14 protein-coding genes are annotated in these 16,946 nt (G+C 55.1%); 12 read left to right on the plus strand and 2 right to left on the minus strand.

The genetic code is table 11. The features are described from left to right. Positions 1 to 12 precede the first annotated feature (12 nt). A complete protein-coding gene (locus tag C2U68_RS03525; protein WP_140911113.1) occupies positions 13 to 216 on the minus strand; it encodes a hypothetical protein in 204 nt (67 codons plus the stop codon). A 421-nt stretch (positions 217 to 637) separates the two neighbouring features. On the opposite strand from C2U68_RS03525, the gene C2U68_RS03530 reads away from it, so the two are divergent. The 6 genes from C2U68_RS03530 (at position 638) to C2U68_RS03560 (ending at position 9,598) form a co-directional block, all read left to right on the plus strand. Continuing rightward, positions 638 to 1,759, plus strand: a complete 1,122-nt coding sequence (locus C2U68_RS03530) for a hypothetical protein (protein ID WP_140911114.1) — start codon at positions 638 to 640, stop codon at positions 1,757 to 1,759. Continuing rightward, positions 1,756 to 2,214, plus strand: a complete 459-nt coding sequence (locus tag C2U68_RS03535; RefSeq protein ID WP_140911115.1) for a hypothetical protein — start codon at positions 1,756 to 1,758, stop codon at positions 2,212 to 2,214. Before C2U68_RS03530 ends, C2U68_RS03535 begins: the two co-directional genes overlap by 4 nt. Further along, positions 2,211 to 4,853: a response regulator gene (locus tag C2U68_RS03540; RefSeq protein WP_186289483.1), complete on the plus strand. Its 2,643-nt coding sequence runs from the start codon at positions 2,211 to 2,213 to the stop codon at positions 4,851 to 4,853. The genes C2U68_RS03535 and C2U68_RS03540 overlap by 4 nt, the downstream gene beginning before the upstream one ends. Beyond that, the gene (locus tag C2U68_RS03545) at positions 4,850 to 6,640 is read left to right on the plus strand and encodes a sigma-54-dependent Fis family transcriptional regulator (protein WP_140911117.1); all 1,791 of its coding nucleotides are present in this window, start codon (positions 4,850 to 4,852) and stop codon (positions 6,638 to 6,640) included. The genes C2U68_RS03540 and C2U68_RS03545 overlap by 4 nt, the downstream gene beginning before the upstream one ends. 212 nt (positions 6,641 to 6,852) lie before the next feature. Beyond that, positions 6,853 to 7,380, plus strand: a complete 528-nt coding sequence (locus C2U68_RS03550; RefSeq protein ID WP_140911118.1) for an SRPBCC family protein — start codon at positions 6,853 to 6,855, stop codon at positions 7,378 to 7,380. A 430-nt stretch (positions 7,381 to 7,810) separates the two neighbouring features. Further along, entirely contained in the window at positions 7,811 to 9,598 is a 1,788-nt protein-coding gene (locus C2U68_RS03560; RefSeq protein ID WP_140911119.1) for an NACHT domain-containing protein, read from the plus strand. A 596-nt stretch (positions 9,599 to 10,194) separates the two neighbouring features. Here the strand turns inward: C2U68_RS03560 and C2U68_RS03565 are convergent. Further along, the gene (locus C2U68_RS03565; protein WP_140911120.1) at positions 10,195 to 10,851 is read right to left on the minus strand and encodes a response regulator transcription factor; all 657 of its coding nucleotides are present in this window, start codon (positions 10,849 to 10,851) and stop codon (positions 10,195 to 10,197) included. Positions 10,852 to 11,319: 468 nt separating this feature from the next. Here C2U68_RS03565 and C2U68_RS03570 point away from each other — a divergent pair, with 468 nt between their 5' ends. The 6 genes from C2U68_RS03570 to C2U68_RS03595 all read left to right on the plus strand — a co-directional run bounded on the left by C2U68_RS03570 (position 11,320) and on the right by C2U68_RS03595 (position 16,914). Continuing rightward, on the plus strand, positions 11,320 to 13,128 hold the full coding sequence (locus C2U68_RS03570; RefSeq protein WP_140911121.1) for a methanol/ethanol family PQQ-dependent dehydrogenase: 1,809 nt from the start codon (positions 11,320 to 11,322) through the stop codon (positions 13,126 to 13,128). A 102-nt stretch (positions 13,129 to 13,230) separates the two neighbouring features. Further along, entirely contained in the window at positions 13,231 to 14,073 is an 843-nt protein-coding gene (gene moxJ, locus C2U68_RS03575; protein ID WP_140911122.1) for a methanol oxidation system protein MoxJ, read from the plus strand. A gap of 13 nt (positions 14,074 to 14,086) precedes the next feature. After that, positions 14,087 to 14,563, plus strand: coding sequence for a cytochrome c(L), periplasmic (gene moxG, locus C2U68_RS03580; protein ID WP_140911123.1), 477 nt, complete (start codon positions 14,087 to 14,089; stop codon positions 14,561 to 14,563). 145 nt (positions 14,564 to 14,708) lie between these two features. Continuing rightward, the gene (locus tag C2U68_RS03585) at positions 14,709 to 14,990 is read left to right on the plus strand and encodes a methanol dehydrogenase (RefSeq protein ID WP_140911124.1); all 282 of its coding nucleotides are present in this window, start codon (positions 14,709 to 14,711) and stop codon (positions 14,988 to 14,990) included. 273 nt (positions 14,991 to 15,263) lie between these two features. Then, complete coding sequence (locus C2U68_RS03590; RefSeq protein ID WP_140911182.1) at positions 15,264 to 16,283, plus strand: AAA family ATPase; 1,020 nt, start codon at positions 15,264 to 15,266, stop codon at positions 16,281 to 16,283. 4 nt (positions 16,284 to 16,287) lie between these two features. Beyond that, on the plus strand, positions 16,288 to 16,914 hold the full coding sequence (locus tag C2U68_RS03595) for an MxaP protein (RefSeq protein WP_140911125.1): 627 nt from the start codon (positions 16,288 to 16,290) through the stop codon (positions 16,912 to 16,914). Positions 16,915 to 16,946: the final 32 nt, after the last annotated feature.

Genomic DNA, 16,946 nt, shown 5'->3' on the forward strand with positions numbered 1-16,946 from the left:
TTTGCCGGTGGCTTACAAGCAAGCGTTTCGGACCGGCCGCAGGCGCGGGGTCTCGGCTTTCCGTGCCAAATTTTGCTGGTAGATTTCCAAAGCCTCGCAGCGCATTTGCTCGCAGAATCCGCACAAAGCTTCGTCGCCGCTGAACAGTCTTTGTTCGTGTTGGGATAGCGGGTCACCGCATCTGTCGCAAAAATGAGGATGGCGTGATCTGGTCATGGCAATCGGCTCCGGTTCGGTTGAATAGGATTTAACAACTTTTATCGCTGTCGGATAAGAGAACTATTTCACTTGTGGCAAATCTCGGGCCAAATAACCCAGTCCCGGGCTGTGTTTTTTTAAGTGTTTGAACCCAATAGGTTTTATTGGTTTTTAGTGGGGGTGTTTCGGGGTCGGCGCCGAGTGGGAATGGCGAAAGTCGTTACTAATATTCGTAGCGGATACGACATTTCGTAAATATTATCGCTTAGCCACGGGATGGCAGTATCTGGCGGCGGCGATTACGAAATCGCGTTAACAATGTTTGGAAATGTGATACATTCCGCTAAATTTTTACCCGGACTTGTACTTTCAACCAATAGCAATCGAGCCAGGCTGCTTTCGGCAGAGACTCCCCAACATGCGGCGACCGAACCGTTTAGTGAACTTTTCCCGTAACCTGCGAATGCTGGCTGCGGCTATTTGCGGCTTGGCCGCCGTTGGCGGTTCGGTGCAAGCGGCCGGCCTCGGCCACGCCGGTCACGCCGGCCATCCCTCGAGTTCCGATTCCAGCCTGTTGCCGGGCGATCTGCTGCTGTTTCCGGATTTGACCGGCATCGTCCGCTACGACCAGGAGCCGCAAAAGAAGCTCAGTACCGGCGACGTGATCCCCGCGATCAACGTGTTTTACACCGCCGATTACCAGCGTTTCCGTTTTCTGGGCGAATGGCTGGTCAGCAGCAAAACCCATAACCTGGAACGCTTTCAACTCGGCCTGCACCTCGGCGACGAATCCAGCCTGTGGCTGGGGCGGTTTCATAACCCGATCGGTTACTGGAACATGCAATTCCACCACGGCGCGTTTTTGCAGACCACGATCAGCCGGCCCGGCATCATGGCCTTCGAAACCGCCGGCGGCGTGATTCCCTACCATCTGACCGGGTTTCTGTGGGAAGGCGTGCACCAGCTCGGCGAAGGCGGGGTTTATTACACGATCGGCGCCGGCGCCGGCCCGCAAATCAACCGCGGCCTGGAAGCCTTCAATCTGGTCGAACCGGCCGGCTCGCACCGGCCGGCCGCTTCGTTCCGGCTCGGTTATCAACCGGTCAGTTTCGGCGTCGACGAGTACGGCATCTCCGGCGCTTACAACCAGATCCATTCCGACGAATTGGCGGTCAACAACGTCACCCAGTACGTCGCCACCGCCTACGCCAATCACCAGATCGATGCAGTCACGCTGCTCAGCGAACTGGTCTACGTCAATAACCGGCTGGAAAATCCGCACGGCGGCGCCAAGAACGACGACTTTCTCAGCGCCTACGGCCAGGTGGAATGGGAGGTGATGCCGCGCTGGACCCTGGTCGGCCGGGTGGAGGGCACTTTCGGCGCCAACCGCGACCCCTATCTGGCGATGTTCCCCAAATTCGTCGACGACCGTTTCATGGGCGCCGTACGCTACAAAGTCAATAACAACATGGCGTTGAAGGTCGAGGCCTCGCGCGATCATTTGCGCGACGACCATTTCGGTGTGGTGATGTTTCAGTGGAGCGCGGTATTCCCATGAAACTGCGCCGGGGCTTGTACCTGTTCGGATTAGTGATTCTGCTGGGCGTGCCAAGCCTGAAGGCGGTTACCAGACAATCTTTGGTGCTGGTGACCGGCTCGGCCTCGACGATTCCGGTGCTGACTGTGCAGGAAGCCAGGAAACTGTTTCTCGGGGTGCCGCTGGAAAAAGACGGCGAACGGCCGGTGCCGCTGCTCAATACCAGCGATCCGCTGATTTACGAAGTATTTCTGCAAAAAGTCGCATTCATGTCGGCCAACGCTTATGAAAACCAGACGATCTCGGTCGTGTTCCGCTTGGGCGGCAAGCGGCCGGAGAGCTATAGCGATCTGAAAGATTTGCTGGCGGCATTGCAACAGCACCCCGGCACCGTGACCTACTTATGGGAAGACCAGGTGCGGGCCAATCAAGGTATCAAAGCGGTTAACGTGTTATGGCAAGGAGCAGCGGAATGATGCGGTTTTTTCACAGTTTCAACGGGCGGATGATTTTGGCGGTAGTCGGTATCCACCTGTTGCTGGTGCCGGTATTGTTGTTCGGCATTTATCGGGTGATCAAACCCAGCGTCGAAGAGCAATTCGTTAATTTCGTCCGGTCGGACGCGCTGTTGTTCGGGAATTTGATTGCCCCGCGCCTGGGCGGCGCCAAAAGCCGGGAGCTGCAGGAATTGTTGGGCGAGTTTTTGCTGAACGGCCGCCTGGCCTATGCCGACATCGTTAGCGAGAGCGGCGAATTGCACGCCGACGTCGAACTCAACGCCAAACAGCAATTCCAGGAAGACTTTTTTTTCGGCGAACACGGCGACGACATCTATTTTCTGGCCGTGCCGGTCGCCAACCCTAGCGACGGTTCGCTGGTGATGCTGCGGCTGGGTTACGACGAACGCCAGGTGCGGCACGACATTGTCGTCATTTACCAGCGCAGCGCCTATTTCGTCGCGGTTTATTTGGGCCTGTCGCTGCTGGTGGTCGGTTTGTTCGGCCGCCGTTTGGTCAGCCCGTTGGAGCGATTGCGCGACGAAGCCGAACAGATCGCCGCCGGCAACCACGCCCGCCAATTCAGCTCCGGCACCAAGATCAGCGAAGTGCTGGCCTTGACCGAGCATCTGGAAAAAATGCGGCTGGCCTTGGTATCGGCCCGCGATGCGGCGTTGCAGGCGGCCGGGGCCAAGACCGAGTTTTTGGCGAACATGAGCCACGAGATTCGCACGCCGATGAACGGCATCATGGGCATGATCGGTTTGGCCTTGCGTACCGAATTGACGCCGCAACAGCGCGAGTTTTTAGGGATGGCCAATAGTTCGGCCGACGCCTTGTTGCGCATCGTCAACGACATTCTGGATTTTTCCAAGATCGACGCCCGCAAGCTGGAACTGGACCACGCACCGTTCAAATTGCGCGAGAGTCTGGGCGACACCTTGAAGCTGCTGGGCGGCCATTCCCATGAAAAGGGCCTGGAACTGATGCTGCGTATCGACCCGGAAACCCCGGACGATCTGATGGGCGATATCGGCCGTTTGAATCAGGTCATCATCAACCTGGTCGGTAATGCGATCAAATTCACCCAGCACGGCGAGATTGTATTGCAGGTGAAACCCGAGGCGGTCAACGACGATCGGGTGCGGCTGCATTTTGCGGTGCAGGACACCGGCATCGGCATTCCGCACGACAAACAACAATTAATCTTCGAGGCCTTCGCTCAAATCGACGCCTCCTCGACCCGCAAATTCGGCGGCACCGGACTCGGGCTATCGATCTCGTCGCGGCTGGTCGAATTGATGGGCGGCCAGTTATGGCTGGAAAGCGAGGAACACAAAGGCAGCACCTTTTATTTCAGCGCCTGGTTCGAGCGTTATACCGGCAGCGAAGCCGACGCCGCGGCGCCGGCCCTGATCGACGTCAAAGGCCTGCCGGTATTGATCGTCGACGACAATAACATCAATCTGCGGGTGTTCGAGGAGATCCTGCACCATTGGGGCATGGCGCCGACCACGGTCGACAGCGGCGAAGCGGCGATCGAGGCCTTGCAGCGCATGGCCGAAACCGGCGGCACCTATTCCCTGATCCTGCTCGATGCGATGATGCCGATCATGGACGGCTTTATGGTCGCGAAAACGATCCGGGAAGACCCGCGGCTGGAGCCGGTGACGATCATGATGCTGTCCTCGGCCGACCGTCCCGACGATTCCGAACGCTGCCGCGATTTGGGTATCAATTTGTACGTGCGCAAGCCGGTCAAACACTCCGAATTGTGGCATGCGATCCAATCCGCGCTGGGCAAGGCGGATTCCCGGCAAACCGGCAACCAGCCTGTAATGTTGGCCCAGCCGCCGCGCTTGCTGAAAATTTTGTTGGCGGAAGACAATCCGGTGAACCAATTCATGGCCGTGGCCTTGTTGGAAGAACGTGGCCACAGCGTCCAGGTTGCCAATAACGGCCAGGAAGTGCTGGATATTTTGCAGCAGGACCAATTCGATTTGATCCTGATGGACGTGCAAATGCCGGTGATGGACGGTTTTCAGGCCACCCAGGCGATCCGGGCCGCCGAAGCGCAAACCGGCAAACGCCAGCGCATCGTGGCGATGACCGCTCATGCCCTGAAGGGCGACCGGGAACGTTGTCTGGCCGCCGGGATGGACGATTACATCGCCAAGCCGGTGCAGGAACAGGAATTATTGGCAACTGTGGAGTGTTGGAACATGGCAGCGGAACAGCTTGGTACGCAGGATGGCGGGGCGGCGGCCGAACCGCCGGCGCTGGAATGGCAGGAGGCGTTGAACCGGGTACGGGGCCGCGGCCAATTGCTGGGCAGAATGATGTCGCTGTTTCTGGAACAGTCGTCGGGATTGTTGGAAGACGCCGCCCAGGCGATCAAACGCCGCGATGGCGAAGCCTTGCGCCTGTCGGCGCATACTCTGAAAGGTTCGGCCAACAGCATCGGTGCTTTCGAATTCGGTCAGATCGCCCAGCGCCTGGAAAGCAGCGGCCTGGAAGCCGCATTCGACGATGCCGAAACCGATTTGCCGTTGCTGCACGTGGCGATGCGGCGTCTGGAGCCTGAAATTCAAACCTTCCTGGCTGAGCACAGCGTATGACAAACCCCGCCCGGTCCGACGCCAAACCCACCATCTTGATGGTGGACGACAACCCGGTGAACCTGGAAGAGCTGGCGTTTTTATTGAACGATGCCGGTTTCGACGTGCTGCGCGCCGAAACCGGCGAAACCGCGCTGGAATTGGCGAAAAGCCGGCAGCCGGATTTGGTGTTGCTGGACGTGCTGATGCCGGGTGTAGACGGTTTCACCACTTGCGCCACATTGAAAAGCCATCCGGCCACGCGCGAGATTCCGGTACTGTTCATGACGGCGCTGGCCGATACCGCGAATAAGGTGCAGGGCTTTCACGTCGGCGCGGTCGATTACATCACCAAGCCGTTTCAGTACGAGGAAGTCATCGCCCGGGTACAAACCCATCTGACCTTGCAAAAGCTCAAATCCGAGCTGCAGGAAAAGGAGCAACGCCTGTCGCGCATCTTCGAAAACGCGATGGATGCGATTCTGGCCTTGGACCAGGAAGGGCGGATTACCATGTTCAATGCCGCCGCCGAGCAGATGTTCCGCTGCAAGGCCGGCGACAACATCGGCCGTTCTGTGGATCGCTTCCTGTCGCCGGAGTTGTACAAGACCGTGACCAACTTTCGGGCTGGCGTGCCGGCCAAACAGGCGATCTGGATTTCCGAGGGCATGACCGCCCGCCGCGGCGACGATAGCGAATTCCCGATCGAAGCCACGATATCGCGGGTCGAAGCCTCCGGGCAGCAGCTCTACATCCTGATTCTGCGCGACATCAACGAACGCAAGGCGCGGGAGCAGGCGGAAGCCGAGTGCCATACCCTGCGCGGCATCAACTCCTACCTGCAGGAGGAAGTCCTGGCCAGCCGCGACGGCGAGGAATTGATCGGCAACTCGGCCGGCCTGCGTCAGGCCATGGCCCTGGTCAAGCAGGTGGCGGCGACCGACGCGACGGTTTTGATCACCGGCGAAACCGGTACCGGCAAGGAGTTGATTGCCCGGGCAATCCATAATCTGAGTGGGCGCAAGGACAAGACGCTGGTCAAATTGAACTGCGCCACGATTCCGGAAAACCTGGCGGAAAGCGAATTGTTCGGTCACGAAAAGGGCGCCTTCACCGGCGCGATCAACCGCAAACTGGGCCGGTTCGAGCTGGCCAACGGCGGCACGCTGTTTCTCGACGAAATCGGCGAACTGCCGCTGGAAATGCAGGCCAAACTGCTGCGGGTATTGCAGGAAGGCGAATACGAGCGGGTCGGCGGCACTCAAACCCTGAAATGCGACGTGCGGGTCATCGCCGCGACCCACCGCGATCTGGCCCAGTTCTCTCAAGAGGGCCGGTTCCGCGCCGACTTGTATTACCGGATGAACGTGTTTCCGATTCATTTGCCGCCGCTACGCGAACGCAAGGAAGACATCCCGCATCTGGTGCGGCATTTCATCAACAAATACGCCGCCAAATTCGGCAAGAAGATCACCGCGATTCCGGATCGGCTGATGTCGGACATGCAAAGCTACATCTGGCCCGGCAATATCCGCGAATTGCAGCACATCATTGAACGCGCGGTGATCCTGACCAACGGCTCGCAACTGGCCAACGTCGAATGCGTGCACGCCACCGCGCCGGTCGGGGCGACGAGCTCAGCGCCGATCGTGACGCTGGACGAAGCCGAACGCCAGCACATTCTGAAAGCGCTGGAAGCCACCTCCTGGCGCATCGCCGGCAACCAGGGCGCCGCCAAAATCCTCGGTGTGCCGTCAACCACGTTGCGTTCGCGGATGGAGCGTTTGGGTATCAGCAAGCCGGCCTGAGCCGGCCGGCGCTTGCCGGCCCTGAAACCGTTCGCCCCGAGTGTGTGGGAGGGCGGCATCGCATCGGGTTCAAACAGCCCCGAATCCAAGGTCAGACAGCACAGGGCTGGTTTAATAAATGAAAATTGCCTAGCGCATAACGGGCATTCTTCCCAAGGCAGAATGTGCGCGCTTGCCGATAATGCCGGTTTTAACTTTTACCGGTATTTAGTATGCGCCAGATCATTTACGCCCTCGGATTCTCTCTGCTCTGCAGCCAAGCTCAGGCCCACGGCCCGACCCCGCAAAAGGCCAAAGAAAGCGTGACGATTCAGGCGCCGGTCGCCAAGGTCTGGGAAGCGGTGAAAAACTTCGACGATATCGGCCATTGGCATCCGGATTTGAAGGCGGCCGAGGGCGACGGTAAAAACCAGTCCGGCGGTACCCGCAAACTGACCTTCCAAAACGGCGAAAGCATCGTCGAAGAACTCGATTACTACAACGACGCCGAACACGAATACAGCTACCGGCTGAAAACCGAAAACGTCAAAGCCTTGCCGACCAGCTCGCACACCGTCGATCTGAAAGTCGCGCACGGCGACAGCGCCGATTCCACTGTCGTCACGCTGAAAAGCCGCTTCTACCGCGGCGACACCGGCAACACCCCGCCGGACAACCTGAACGATGCCGCCGCGGTCGAGGCTATGGCCCGGTTTTTTAAAGACGGTTTGAATGGGCTTAAAGCCAAATTGGAGAAGTAGCGGCCGCTGTTTTGTCCGTCTGTAGGCGTCAGTTGTGTCGCTGTCGCGACGGGTTTGTTTTTATGTCGGGTCTCGGCCCGACAGCCGAGATACTTTCTTTTGCGTGGCCAAAAGAAAGTATCCAAAGAAAAGGCCACCCCGATGCCGCTTTAATCCTGCGCTCCGAAGGGTTTGAGCGGGGTTTTCGGAAGGGCTGTCCTAGCCCTCCGAAAACGCGATGCATCCCTGCATCAGCCCCTACGGGCTGATCCGCCCAAACCCTCCGGTGCTCGGCGCGGCATAAGGGGATTAACCTCGTCGCGGTAGTGCGGTATTGTATTGGGCAAAAAGTTAAGTTGATGCGTAGGTCGGACAAATTTGTCCGCGTTTTCTATTAATTTTGCTTGGGCACTACATCGTGCTCACTCTAGCGGGCTGAAGATATTTAATTATGCTTGAAGACTTAGTAAAAAAGGCAGCGGGCGGTCTAGACGGAGTCGCTAAAGAACTTGTGAAAGCTGCCAGCGCAAAGATACAGAATAAGATTCAACAAGCATTTGCCCTTCAAAAACTGGAGGCTTTAAAGAATAAAATTGACCAAATTGGAAAGGTTAAAACTTTTCTTAATCCTGAATCAATAGTCGAGTTAAACGACATATATTACGAGAAAGCGATAGCCTTCTCTGATTTTTCCGAAAAACCAATAAGTTCTTTCCCAGAAAGACACGTACTGGTTGAAGGCGGGCCTGGGCAGGGTAAATCATTATTCTTAAGATATATGTGCATCAAAGAGGCTAAGGGTAGTCGTTATATACCAATATTTATAGAGTTAAGGTATTTAAAGTACAAGAAGACATTAAAAGACGAGATCATGGAGGCAGTTTGTGATTTTGGAATTCAGCTAGACAATGATGTTTTTGATTACCTGGCAAAATCAAAAAAAATCATGTTTATATTGGATGGGTTTGATGAAATACCAGGCGCTTATAGAAATAAGGCTGCAAGAGATCTTGAAAATATAGCTCGTGCTTATCCTGATTTAAAAATAATTGTTTCTTCTAGGCCTGATTCCGGGATGGGGGCATCATTTCATTTTGCAAAATATAAAATAAATTATCTTACGCCAAAGCAGCAGATTGCTTTTATAAAGCACATTTACAAACAAAATGGTCTGGCGCGAAATGTAATAAGAACGCTTAAAGAGAGTAAGTTTTTATCAGAAGTAACAAATACCCCTTTGTTACTAAATTTGTATGCAATCACATATAACGCGAGGCAGTTTAATCCGGATAGCTTATCTGAGTTCTACAGCATCATATTTCCTACAATGCTATATAGACACGACAGGTTAAAGTTAGGGTATGAACGAGAAAGAAAATCAGAGTTGACTGACTCACAAATGCAAAGGGTTTTTGAAGTACTAAGTTTTATCTCTCTAAACGATAATCATACGAGCTTTGGAATATCGTTATTCAGGGAATATCTCGCAAAATCCGCGTCAGTTACCAGAATAAATGAGAATATTGAAGATAGGCTAATTGATGATTTTACGACAATAACCGCGCTTGTTGTACCTGATGGGTTTGAGAGTTTTTCCTATGCTCACAAAAGCATTCAGGAATACTTTGCAGCGACATTTATATCAAAGCAAAGCGAAGAAAAAAAGATTGAATTTTACCAGGCTATAATAAATGATATAAATAAGTTTAGAAAGTGGCAAAATACTTTGGCTTTTCTGGAAACCATTGATGAAATCAGCTACGTTAAGAATTTCTCTGTTCCGGCAAAAAAGAAAGCTCTTTGCATGGATCAATCCAATAAAATTAAAATGGACTATTCATCAGTGCGCGATTTATTGGGTGGCAATTCTATGATAGCGATAGATGATAATGGAGAAATTTTAAGGGAGTATTGGGATGATACTTTGTATTCTGCAATCCATAAAGGTTATTCGTTGTTTTTAAGGGGGCAGGTCATAAGCTTCCTAAAAACAAAAAGCAGGGAGATTGCTGAATATATTAGTTATTGTGATATTAATGATTACAAGGAGTATCAAAAAAGCCCTGGTCAGTATGTGATAAAAATAGATGTTGTTATTAGAAGGTGTAACCTGCAAAAATTATTATCCGATATTATCTCGTCAAGGCTTGAAGAAACTGAATTTAGGCAGGAGATTATTCACTTCGAGAGGAATGCAGTCGCAGCAGACAATATAATCAAAGAGATTTTTGATTTGTAGCATTAATCAAATGAAATGGAATCATGCTAATGGTATTTCAGGATTGAATAATAGTTAGTGTTCCTTGCTGTTATTGAGCCCTAGAAACTTCTGTCGGCATATTTTTATTGTTCCCACGTTTCTTGTTGGAACAAGTTGGGGAGACGCTACCGCATCTCGATCCGCGAAGAGGTAGAAGTTGCATTCCAACGCTGGAGCATCGGAACGATAAGAAACAAAACGGCTTTAAATTTGGGAGCGGTTTTTATCCCCTTATGCCGCGCCGAGCACCGGAGGGTTTGGGCGAGTCAGCCCGTCAGGGGCGATGCAGGGATGCATCGCGTTTTCGGAGGGCTAGGACAGCCCTTCCGAAAACCCCGCTCAAACCCTCCGGAGCGCAGGATATAAGCGCATGGGGGTGTCGTTTCTTTTGGATACTCTTCTTTCGACTGCATGGATGCAGGAGGTAGAGCAATGCAGGAGCAATTGCCGAGGACAAGCAAAGAAAAGTATCACGCCCGCCGGTGCGGGAACCGGCATTCAAAAATCCGTCGCGATAGCGACACAAAACAAAAAATCAAACACCAACGCCACAGCAGCGTTGAATTCCAATCCCCTTAAGCCGCCGAACTCTTAACAATCCCCTGCCGGCTGGCGAGCAACGTCATTTCCGACATCGTTTTCACGCCCAACTTTTCTTTGATCGCGGTGCTGTGGTTGCAGACCGTCTTGTAACTCAAGCACAGTTTCTCCGCCGCTTCGCGGGTGCTGAGCCCGTTGGCCAGCAGGCAGAAGATGTCGAACTCGCGCGGCGACAGCGATTTGATCTTGTACGACTCGTCCTGACCTACCGCCATGTTGACCGCCAATTGCTGGGCCAGGTCGGGGTCGATGTAGGTGTTGCCTTCGGAGATGGCGCAGACGGCGGTGACCAAGGTGTCCGGTTCGTTGTTCTTGGTGATGTAGCCCCTGGCGCCGGCTTTGATCGCACGGGTAACGTAGACCAGTTCGTTGTGAATGCTGAAGACCAGTATCCGGCAAGCCGGGTGCCGGCTCAGCAGGCGCCGCACCGATTCCAGACCGCCCAGGCCGGGCATCGATAAATCCATGACGACGACGTCCGGTGTGTGCCTGGAATAAATTTGGCAGGCGGTTTCGCCGCGGTCGGCTTCGTAGATTTCGCCGATGCGCTCGGACAGCGACAGGTAGGTCTTGTAACCGGCTCGGACCACGGCGTGGTCGTCCACCAATAACACGCTGATTTTGTTTGCCACAGGCAATACTTCCTCTTTCGCGGATTGCTAATTCGTTTCCGACCGCTTCTATGCTCGCGGCCGCGGCCATCATGCCGCTTTTTGAAGCACGAAACCATGGGAGCTTTTCCTGTTTGCAGTTGGTTGGCGATGGGAAAGATTCCGCTGCTTTTCACGCGATTTTCCCGTGCTTTTCGTGGATTATTCCGTAACGCCGGGCCGGGCGGTTTCTTTACCATTTCTCGTCAGCATGGCCCGGTAGGTCTAAGTCAATGATGTGTGCGAATTGATCGAGACTGCTGATCTGAAAAAGTCAGGAGATTGCCGTACTGCGGCGTCTCGCGTTAACGGATAAACGCCAAAATCAAAGCACATCTTGCTATTGATTTTGCCCGGATACGCCCGTCGCGTATCCGCTTTTAACGGAAGGCTCCCCTAACCAACCGATTTGCCGGGCCATGCACTCTAATAAACAACATAGGAGGATTCATGCAAATTTCACGGTTTGCCAAGAACGTGGCGACATCGGCCGTTTTGACCGGAGCAGCGTTGAGCGTGCCGCAATCGGCGCAAGCGAATAAAGAGCTGGAGCAACTTTCCAAACAAAACACCAATTGGGTGATGCAGACCAAGGATTACGGCTCCACCCATTTCAGCGAGATGATCGACATCAACGCCAACAACGTCAAGAACCTGAAAGTGGCATGGTCTTTCTCGACCGGCGTACTGAACGGCCACGAAGGCGGGCCGCTGGTGGTAGACGGCATCATGTACGTACACACCCCGTATCCGAACAACGTGTTCGCGATCGATTTGAACGAGCCGGACAAGATCCTGTGGCAGTTCAAACCCAAACAAAACCCGGCGGCCCGCGCGGTGGCCTGCTGCGACGTGGTCAACCGCGGTCTGGCCTATGCGCCGGCCGGTAAGGATTATCCGGCCACGATTTTCTTGAACCAGTTGGACGGTCACGTCGTAGCTTTGAACGCCAAGACCGGCGAGCTGCGCTGGAAAATGGAAAACTCCGACATCGCCATGGGTTCGACCTTGACCGTGGCGCCGTTCGTGGCCAAGGATAAAGTCATCGTCGGCTCCTCCGGCGCCGAGCTCGGCGTGCGCGGTTACGCCACCGCGTTCAATATCAAAGACGGCAAGCAAGAGTGGCGGGTTTACGCCACCGGTCCCGACGAAGACATCAAGTTGTCGAAAGACTTCAATAAAGCCAATCCGCATTACGGCCAGTTCGGTCTGGGCCTGAAAACCTGGGAAGGCGACGCCTGGAAAATCGGCGGCGGCACCAACTGGGGTTGGTATGCTTACGACACTGAGTTAGAAATGTTGTACTACGGCTCCGGTAACCCGGCACCGTGGAACGAAACCATGCGTCCCGGCGACAACAAATGGACCATGACCATTTGGGGCCGCGACATCAACAGCGGCGAAGCCAAATTTGGCTACCAAAAAACCCCGCACGACGAGTGGGACTACGCCGGCGTCAACTACATGGGCTTGTCCGAGCAAGTGGTGGACGGCAAGAAACGCAAGCTGCTGACTCACCCGGACCGTAACGGTATCGTTTACACCCTGGACCGGGAAAACGGCGATCTGATCAATGCCTTCAAGATCGACGACACTGTTAACTGGGTGAAAAAAGTCGATCTGAAAACCGGTCTGCCGGTGCGCGATCCGGAATATTCGACTCACATGGACCACCAAGCCACCGGCATCTGCCCGTCGGCGATGGGTTACCACAACCAGGGCATCGAGTCTTACGACCCGAACAAGCAACTGTTCTTCATGGGCGTGAACCACATCTGTATGGATTGGGAACCGTTCATGCTGCCTTACCGGGCCGGCCAATTCTTCGTCGGCGCGACTTTGAACATGTATCCGGGTCCTAAAGGCACCCTGGGCCAAGTCAAAGCCATGAACTCGGTCACCGGCAAAATGGAATGGGAAGTTCAGGAGAAATTCGCGGTCTGGGGCGGCACCATGGCCACCGCCGGCGACTTGGTGTTCTACGGCACTCTGGACGGCTACATCAAAGCCCGCCATTCCAAAACCGGCGAAGAGCTGTGGAAGTTCAAACTGCCTTCCGGCGTTATCGGCCACCCGATCACCTATAAACACAACAACAAACAGTATGTTGCGATTTATTACGGTGTCGGCGGCTGGCCCGGCGTTGGCCTGGTATTCGACCTGGCCGACCCGACCGCCGGTCTCGGCGCGGTGGGTGCGTTCAAGGAATTGGCGCACTACACCCAAATGGGCGGCGGCGTGATGGTGTTCTCTTTATAACAACGTAGGTCGGGTTAGCGATAGCGTAACCCGACATTGATGGCCAATTGTTGGGTTACGGCTTTGCCTAACCCAACCTACAAATTTATTTAAAGAACATCCATGAAAACAACGACACGTATTTTTACCGCATTGGCTTTGGGCCTGGGTTTTGCCACGGCCCAAGCCGAGCAACCGGCGTTGAAAGTCTGCACCGCCGAAAACGAAATGCCTTATGCCAACCAAGCCGGCGAGGGCTTCGAGAACAAGCTGGCGCACTACGTAGCCGAGCAAATGGGCCGCAAGCTGAAAACGGTGACCTGGACCGACCCGCGTTACTTCATCCGCGACTACCTGGACAAGGGCTTGTGCGATGTGGTGATGGGTGTCGATGCCGGCGATCCGCGCCTGCTGACCACGGCGCCGTATTACCGCTCCGGTTACGTCTTTATCAGCCGCGAGCAGGATGCGCTGGATCTGCAGAACTGGGACAGTCCGGCCTTGAAACAAGCCAAACGCATCGCTTTCGCGCCGGGTACCCCAGCCGAGACCATGTTGCGGACCATCGGCCGTTACAACGACATGTTCAATTACCAACAAGAATTGGCCGGCTTCAAGTCCAAGCGTAACCAGTACGTCAAATACGACAACGACAAGCTGGTCAACGAAGTCGCATCCGGCAAAGCCGAAATCGCGATTTTGTGGGGACCGGCGGCGGCGCGTTACGTGAAGGCTGTGGCGACACCACTGACGATGACGCTGATCCCGGATAACGCCAAGCGTGCCGACGGCGAAAAAGTCGGTCTGCACTACAGCACCGCGATCGGGGTGCGCAAAGGCGATACCGCATTGCTGGAGCAATTGAACAAAATCGTGCGCGAGAAACAGGACGATATCGAGGAACTGCTGGAAGCGGAAGGTATTCCGCTGCTGGAGGAACCCGCTAGCGCCTTGTCCATGAACTAACAGGAATCATTTAATGAAATTGAAGACATTTTTCAACGGCGTAGCGCTGACTCTGTCGCTGGCAACGGTGTCCGCCGTTCAGGCCGACATCACCTTGCGCCATGCCTTGACCGGCGAAGCGCTGGATTTGAGTTTCGCCAAGAAAGGCGGCAATACCGACAAATTCAAGCAATTCATGCAGACCGGCAAAAACCCGTACAACGGCGACGCCGAAGCCGCCAAGAAGGGCGAGAGTCTGTACATGACCGGTTGCTCCGGCTGCCACGGCCACGAAGCCGAAGGCAAACTGGGTCCCGGTCTGGCCGACGACTACTGGACCTATCCACGCGGTCTGACCGACCAGGGCTTGTTCGAAATCCTGTTCGGCGGCGCCAACGGCATGATGGGCCCGCAATACGTCAACTTCAGCACCGACGACATGCTGCACATCATGGCGTTCTTGCGCAGCATTTATAAGGGCGATCCGAAGAAGGCGGAGTGGTTGAAATAAACACCCTCACCCCCGGCCCCTCTCCCAGAGGGAGAGGGGAGATAACCCCTAACCGCTTAAATCGCAACAGGCCAAAAAAAGCCCTCTCTCCCATTGGGAGAGGGGTTGGGGTGAGGGATATTAATTGATTTATCAGGAGATCAACATGAACAAATTAGTACTGTTAGGTGTGGTATTGCTGGCCCTGGGGCTGTCCGGCACGGCGAAAGCCTACGACGGCACCAAATGCAAAGAAGCCGGCAACTGCTGGGAACCGAAGCCTGGCTATCCGGCGCAAGTGGCCGGCAGCAAATACGATCCGAAACACGATCCGAACGAATTGAACAAACAAGCGCAGTCGATCAAGGAAATGGAAGCGCGTAACGCCAAACGCACCGAAGTTCTGGCGAAAACCGGCAAGTTCGTTTACGACGTGGAAGACAAATAACCCGGACCAGGCTTTACCGAACCCTTAGGAAGCCGCCAGGGAAGGCGGGGCCTAATTTCCGCGATTGCCGATCATAAACCTGTTATTCGGTCCGGGATGAGCGTGTCGATGAGGCGTAGGCCGGAATAAGCCGATAGGCGTTTCCGGCGTTTTCAGCTTATTCCGGTCTATCTCCCCAAGCGTTCTCGGCAACGGACTGTGCGGTAAACGCATCCCAACAGGATAAAACCACTCTGCTCCGGCAAAGTAATGCGCCGGGGCTTTTTTATGACTATGAATTCAGAACATCAACTCAGCGACGGGTGCGAACAGGCCCTGAATTTCGAACGGGATATCAACCGCATCGTGATCGGCCAGCAGGCCGCGGTGCGCAACCTGACCATCGCGGTGTTCGCCCGCGGCCACGTGTTATTGGAAGGCCAGGTCGGCGTCGGCAAGACCACCTTGCTGCGTACCGTCGCTCAGGGCTTGGGCGGCCGTTACCAACGCATCGAAGGCACGATCGATCTGATGCCGTCGGATTTGGTGTATTACACCTACCTGGACCAGGACGGCCGGCCGCGGGTCGATCCGGGGCCGCTGCTGAAACAGGGCGAGGAACTGGCGGTATTTTTCTTCAACGAAATCAACCGCGCCCGGCCGCAAGTGCATTCGCTGCTGCTGCGGGTGATGGCCGAGCGCGCCGTCGGCGCCTTCAACCGCGAATACCGGATGCCGCACATGCTGGTATTCGCCGACCGCAACCGGGTCGAACGCGAGGAGACCTTCGAATTGCCGGCCGCCGCCCGCGACCGTTTTCTGATGGAAATCAACATCGCCGCGCCCGATGACGACGCGGTACTGGATCAGTTGATGTTCGACCCGCGTTTCCACGATGTCGATGCCTTGATCGAGGCAATGCCGGCGTCGGCGATCGGTTATCAAAACCTGAACGCGCTGGGCGCAGCGATTCAACAGCGGGTGCAGGCCGCGCCGGCCCTGCACAAATATGCGCTGGAGCTGTGGCAGGCGACTGCCAAGCCGCAGGCTTACGGCATTAGCGTCAGCGACGTCGACATCGGCCAATTGCTGCAATCCGGCGCCAGCCCGCGCGGCATGAGCTATCTGATTCGTGCGGCCAAGGTCAGGGCCTGGCTGGAAGGCCGCGACAGCTTGTGGCCGGAGGACTTGCAGGCCGTGTATGCGCCGACCATGAGCCATCGCCTGTTTTTAAACCCCATTTACGCCTATCGCCGGGAGGTCTTGCTTCCGGAACTGGTCAACCAAATCTTGCAGCGCATCGCCGCACCCTAAACTTATGGATTGGAAACGATTTTTACCCGCACTGGTCCCGCACGCTGGGCTCGGCCATTTGCTGGAAACCTATTTGACCTGGTCCGGTGTCGGCATCATCAGTTCCTTGATTGCCAGCATGCTGGACGCCTATTCCGACATTCCGTACGCCGCTTACTACACCAGCGCGCTGAACGATGCGGTCGGCTTCAAGTTCTGGATTTTGTTGTCGGTGATCGGCATTTTGCTGTTTTGCGTCAGCGTGCCGGTGCTGTACTTGTCCTTGCGCTTGCCGCAACTGGCCGGATTTTCGGCGCGCTTGCGCCGCTTTACCTACACCTTCTTCCTGGTCGCGTTCGACGAAGGGGCGTTGATGATCGGCATTTTGACCGCCAACTTTTTCGATACCAACGAACGCATTTCGCTGTTGGCCAACAAGTCGTTCCTATTCAGCGACGTCGGCTTCTTCACCATTGTTGCGCTGTTGATATTGGACTCGCTGCTGTGGCTGCTGGGCGAGGCGATTTACAGCCGCAATCAGCGCGGTTATTCCGGCGTGGTGGAACTGCTGGTGAATGCGCCGCTGAAATATGCCTTGCCGGGTTATTTGCTGGTGACCGGGCTGGTAGTGCAGGTCGTCGTCACCCAATAGCCAGACCTCAACCCGTCAGCATGTCTCCGGCT

It is taken from the genome of Methylomonas koyamae (genome assembly GCF_006483455.1).
Classification (GTDB): domain Bacteria; phylum Pseudomonadota; class Gammaproteobacteria; order Methylococcales; family Methylomonadaceae; genus Methylomonas; species Methylomonas koyamae_B.

Bases quoted from the DNA above. Each gene is read 5' to 3' on its own strand.
- C2U68_RS03585 (WP_140911124.1), top strand. From the start codon at position 14,709: ATGAACAAATTAGTACTGTTAGGTGTGGTATTGCTGGCCCTGGGGCTG.
- moxG (WP_140911123.1), top strand. From the start codon at position 14,087: ATGAAATTGAAGACATTTTTCAACGGCGTAGCGCTGACTCTGTCGCTG.
- C2U68_RS03545 (WP_140911117.1), top strand. From the start codon at position 4,850: ATGACAAACCCCGCCCGGTCCGACGCCAAACCCACCATCTTGATGGTG.
- C2U68_RS03590 (WP_140911182.1), top strand. From the start codon at position 15,264: ATGAATTCAGAACATCAACTCAGCGACGGGTGCGAACAGGCCCTGAAT.
- C2U68_RS03560 (WP_140911119.1), top strand. From the start codon at position 7,811: ATGCTTGAAGACTTAGTAAAAAAGGCAGCGGGCGGTCTAGACGGAGTC.
- C2U68_RS03595 (WP_140911125.1), top strand. From the start codon at position 16,288: ATGGATTGGAAACGATTTTTACCCGCACTGGTCCCGCACGCTGGGCTC.
- C2U68_RS03535 (WP_140911115.1), top strand. From the start codon at position 1,756: ATGAAACTGCGCCGGGGCTTGTACCTGTTCGGATTAGTGATTCTGCTG.
- moxJ (WP_140911122.1), top strand. From the start codon at position 13,231: ATGAAAACAACGACACGTATTTTTACCGCATTGGCTTTGGGCCTGGGT.
- C2U68_RS03570 (WP_140911121.1), top strand. From the start codon at position 11,320: ATGCAAATTTCACGGTTTGCCAAGAACGTGGCGACATCGGCCGTTTTG.
- C2U68_RS03540 (WP_186289483.1), top strand. From the start codon at position 2,211: ATGATGCGGTTTTTTCACAGTTTCAACGGGCGGATGATTTTGGCGGTA.
- C2U68_RS03525 (WP_140911113.1), bottom strand. From the start codon at position 216: ATGACCAGATCACGCCATCCTCATTTTTGCGACAGATGCGGTGACCCG.
- C2U68_RS03550 (WP_140911118.1), top strand. From the start codon at position 6,853: ATGCGCCAGATCATTTACGCCCTCGGATTCTCTCTGCTCTGCAGCCAA.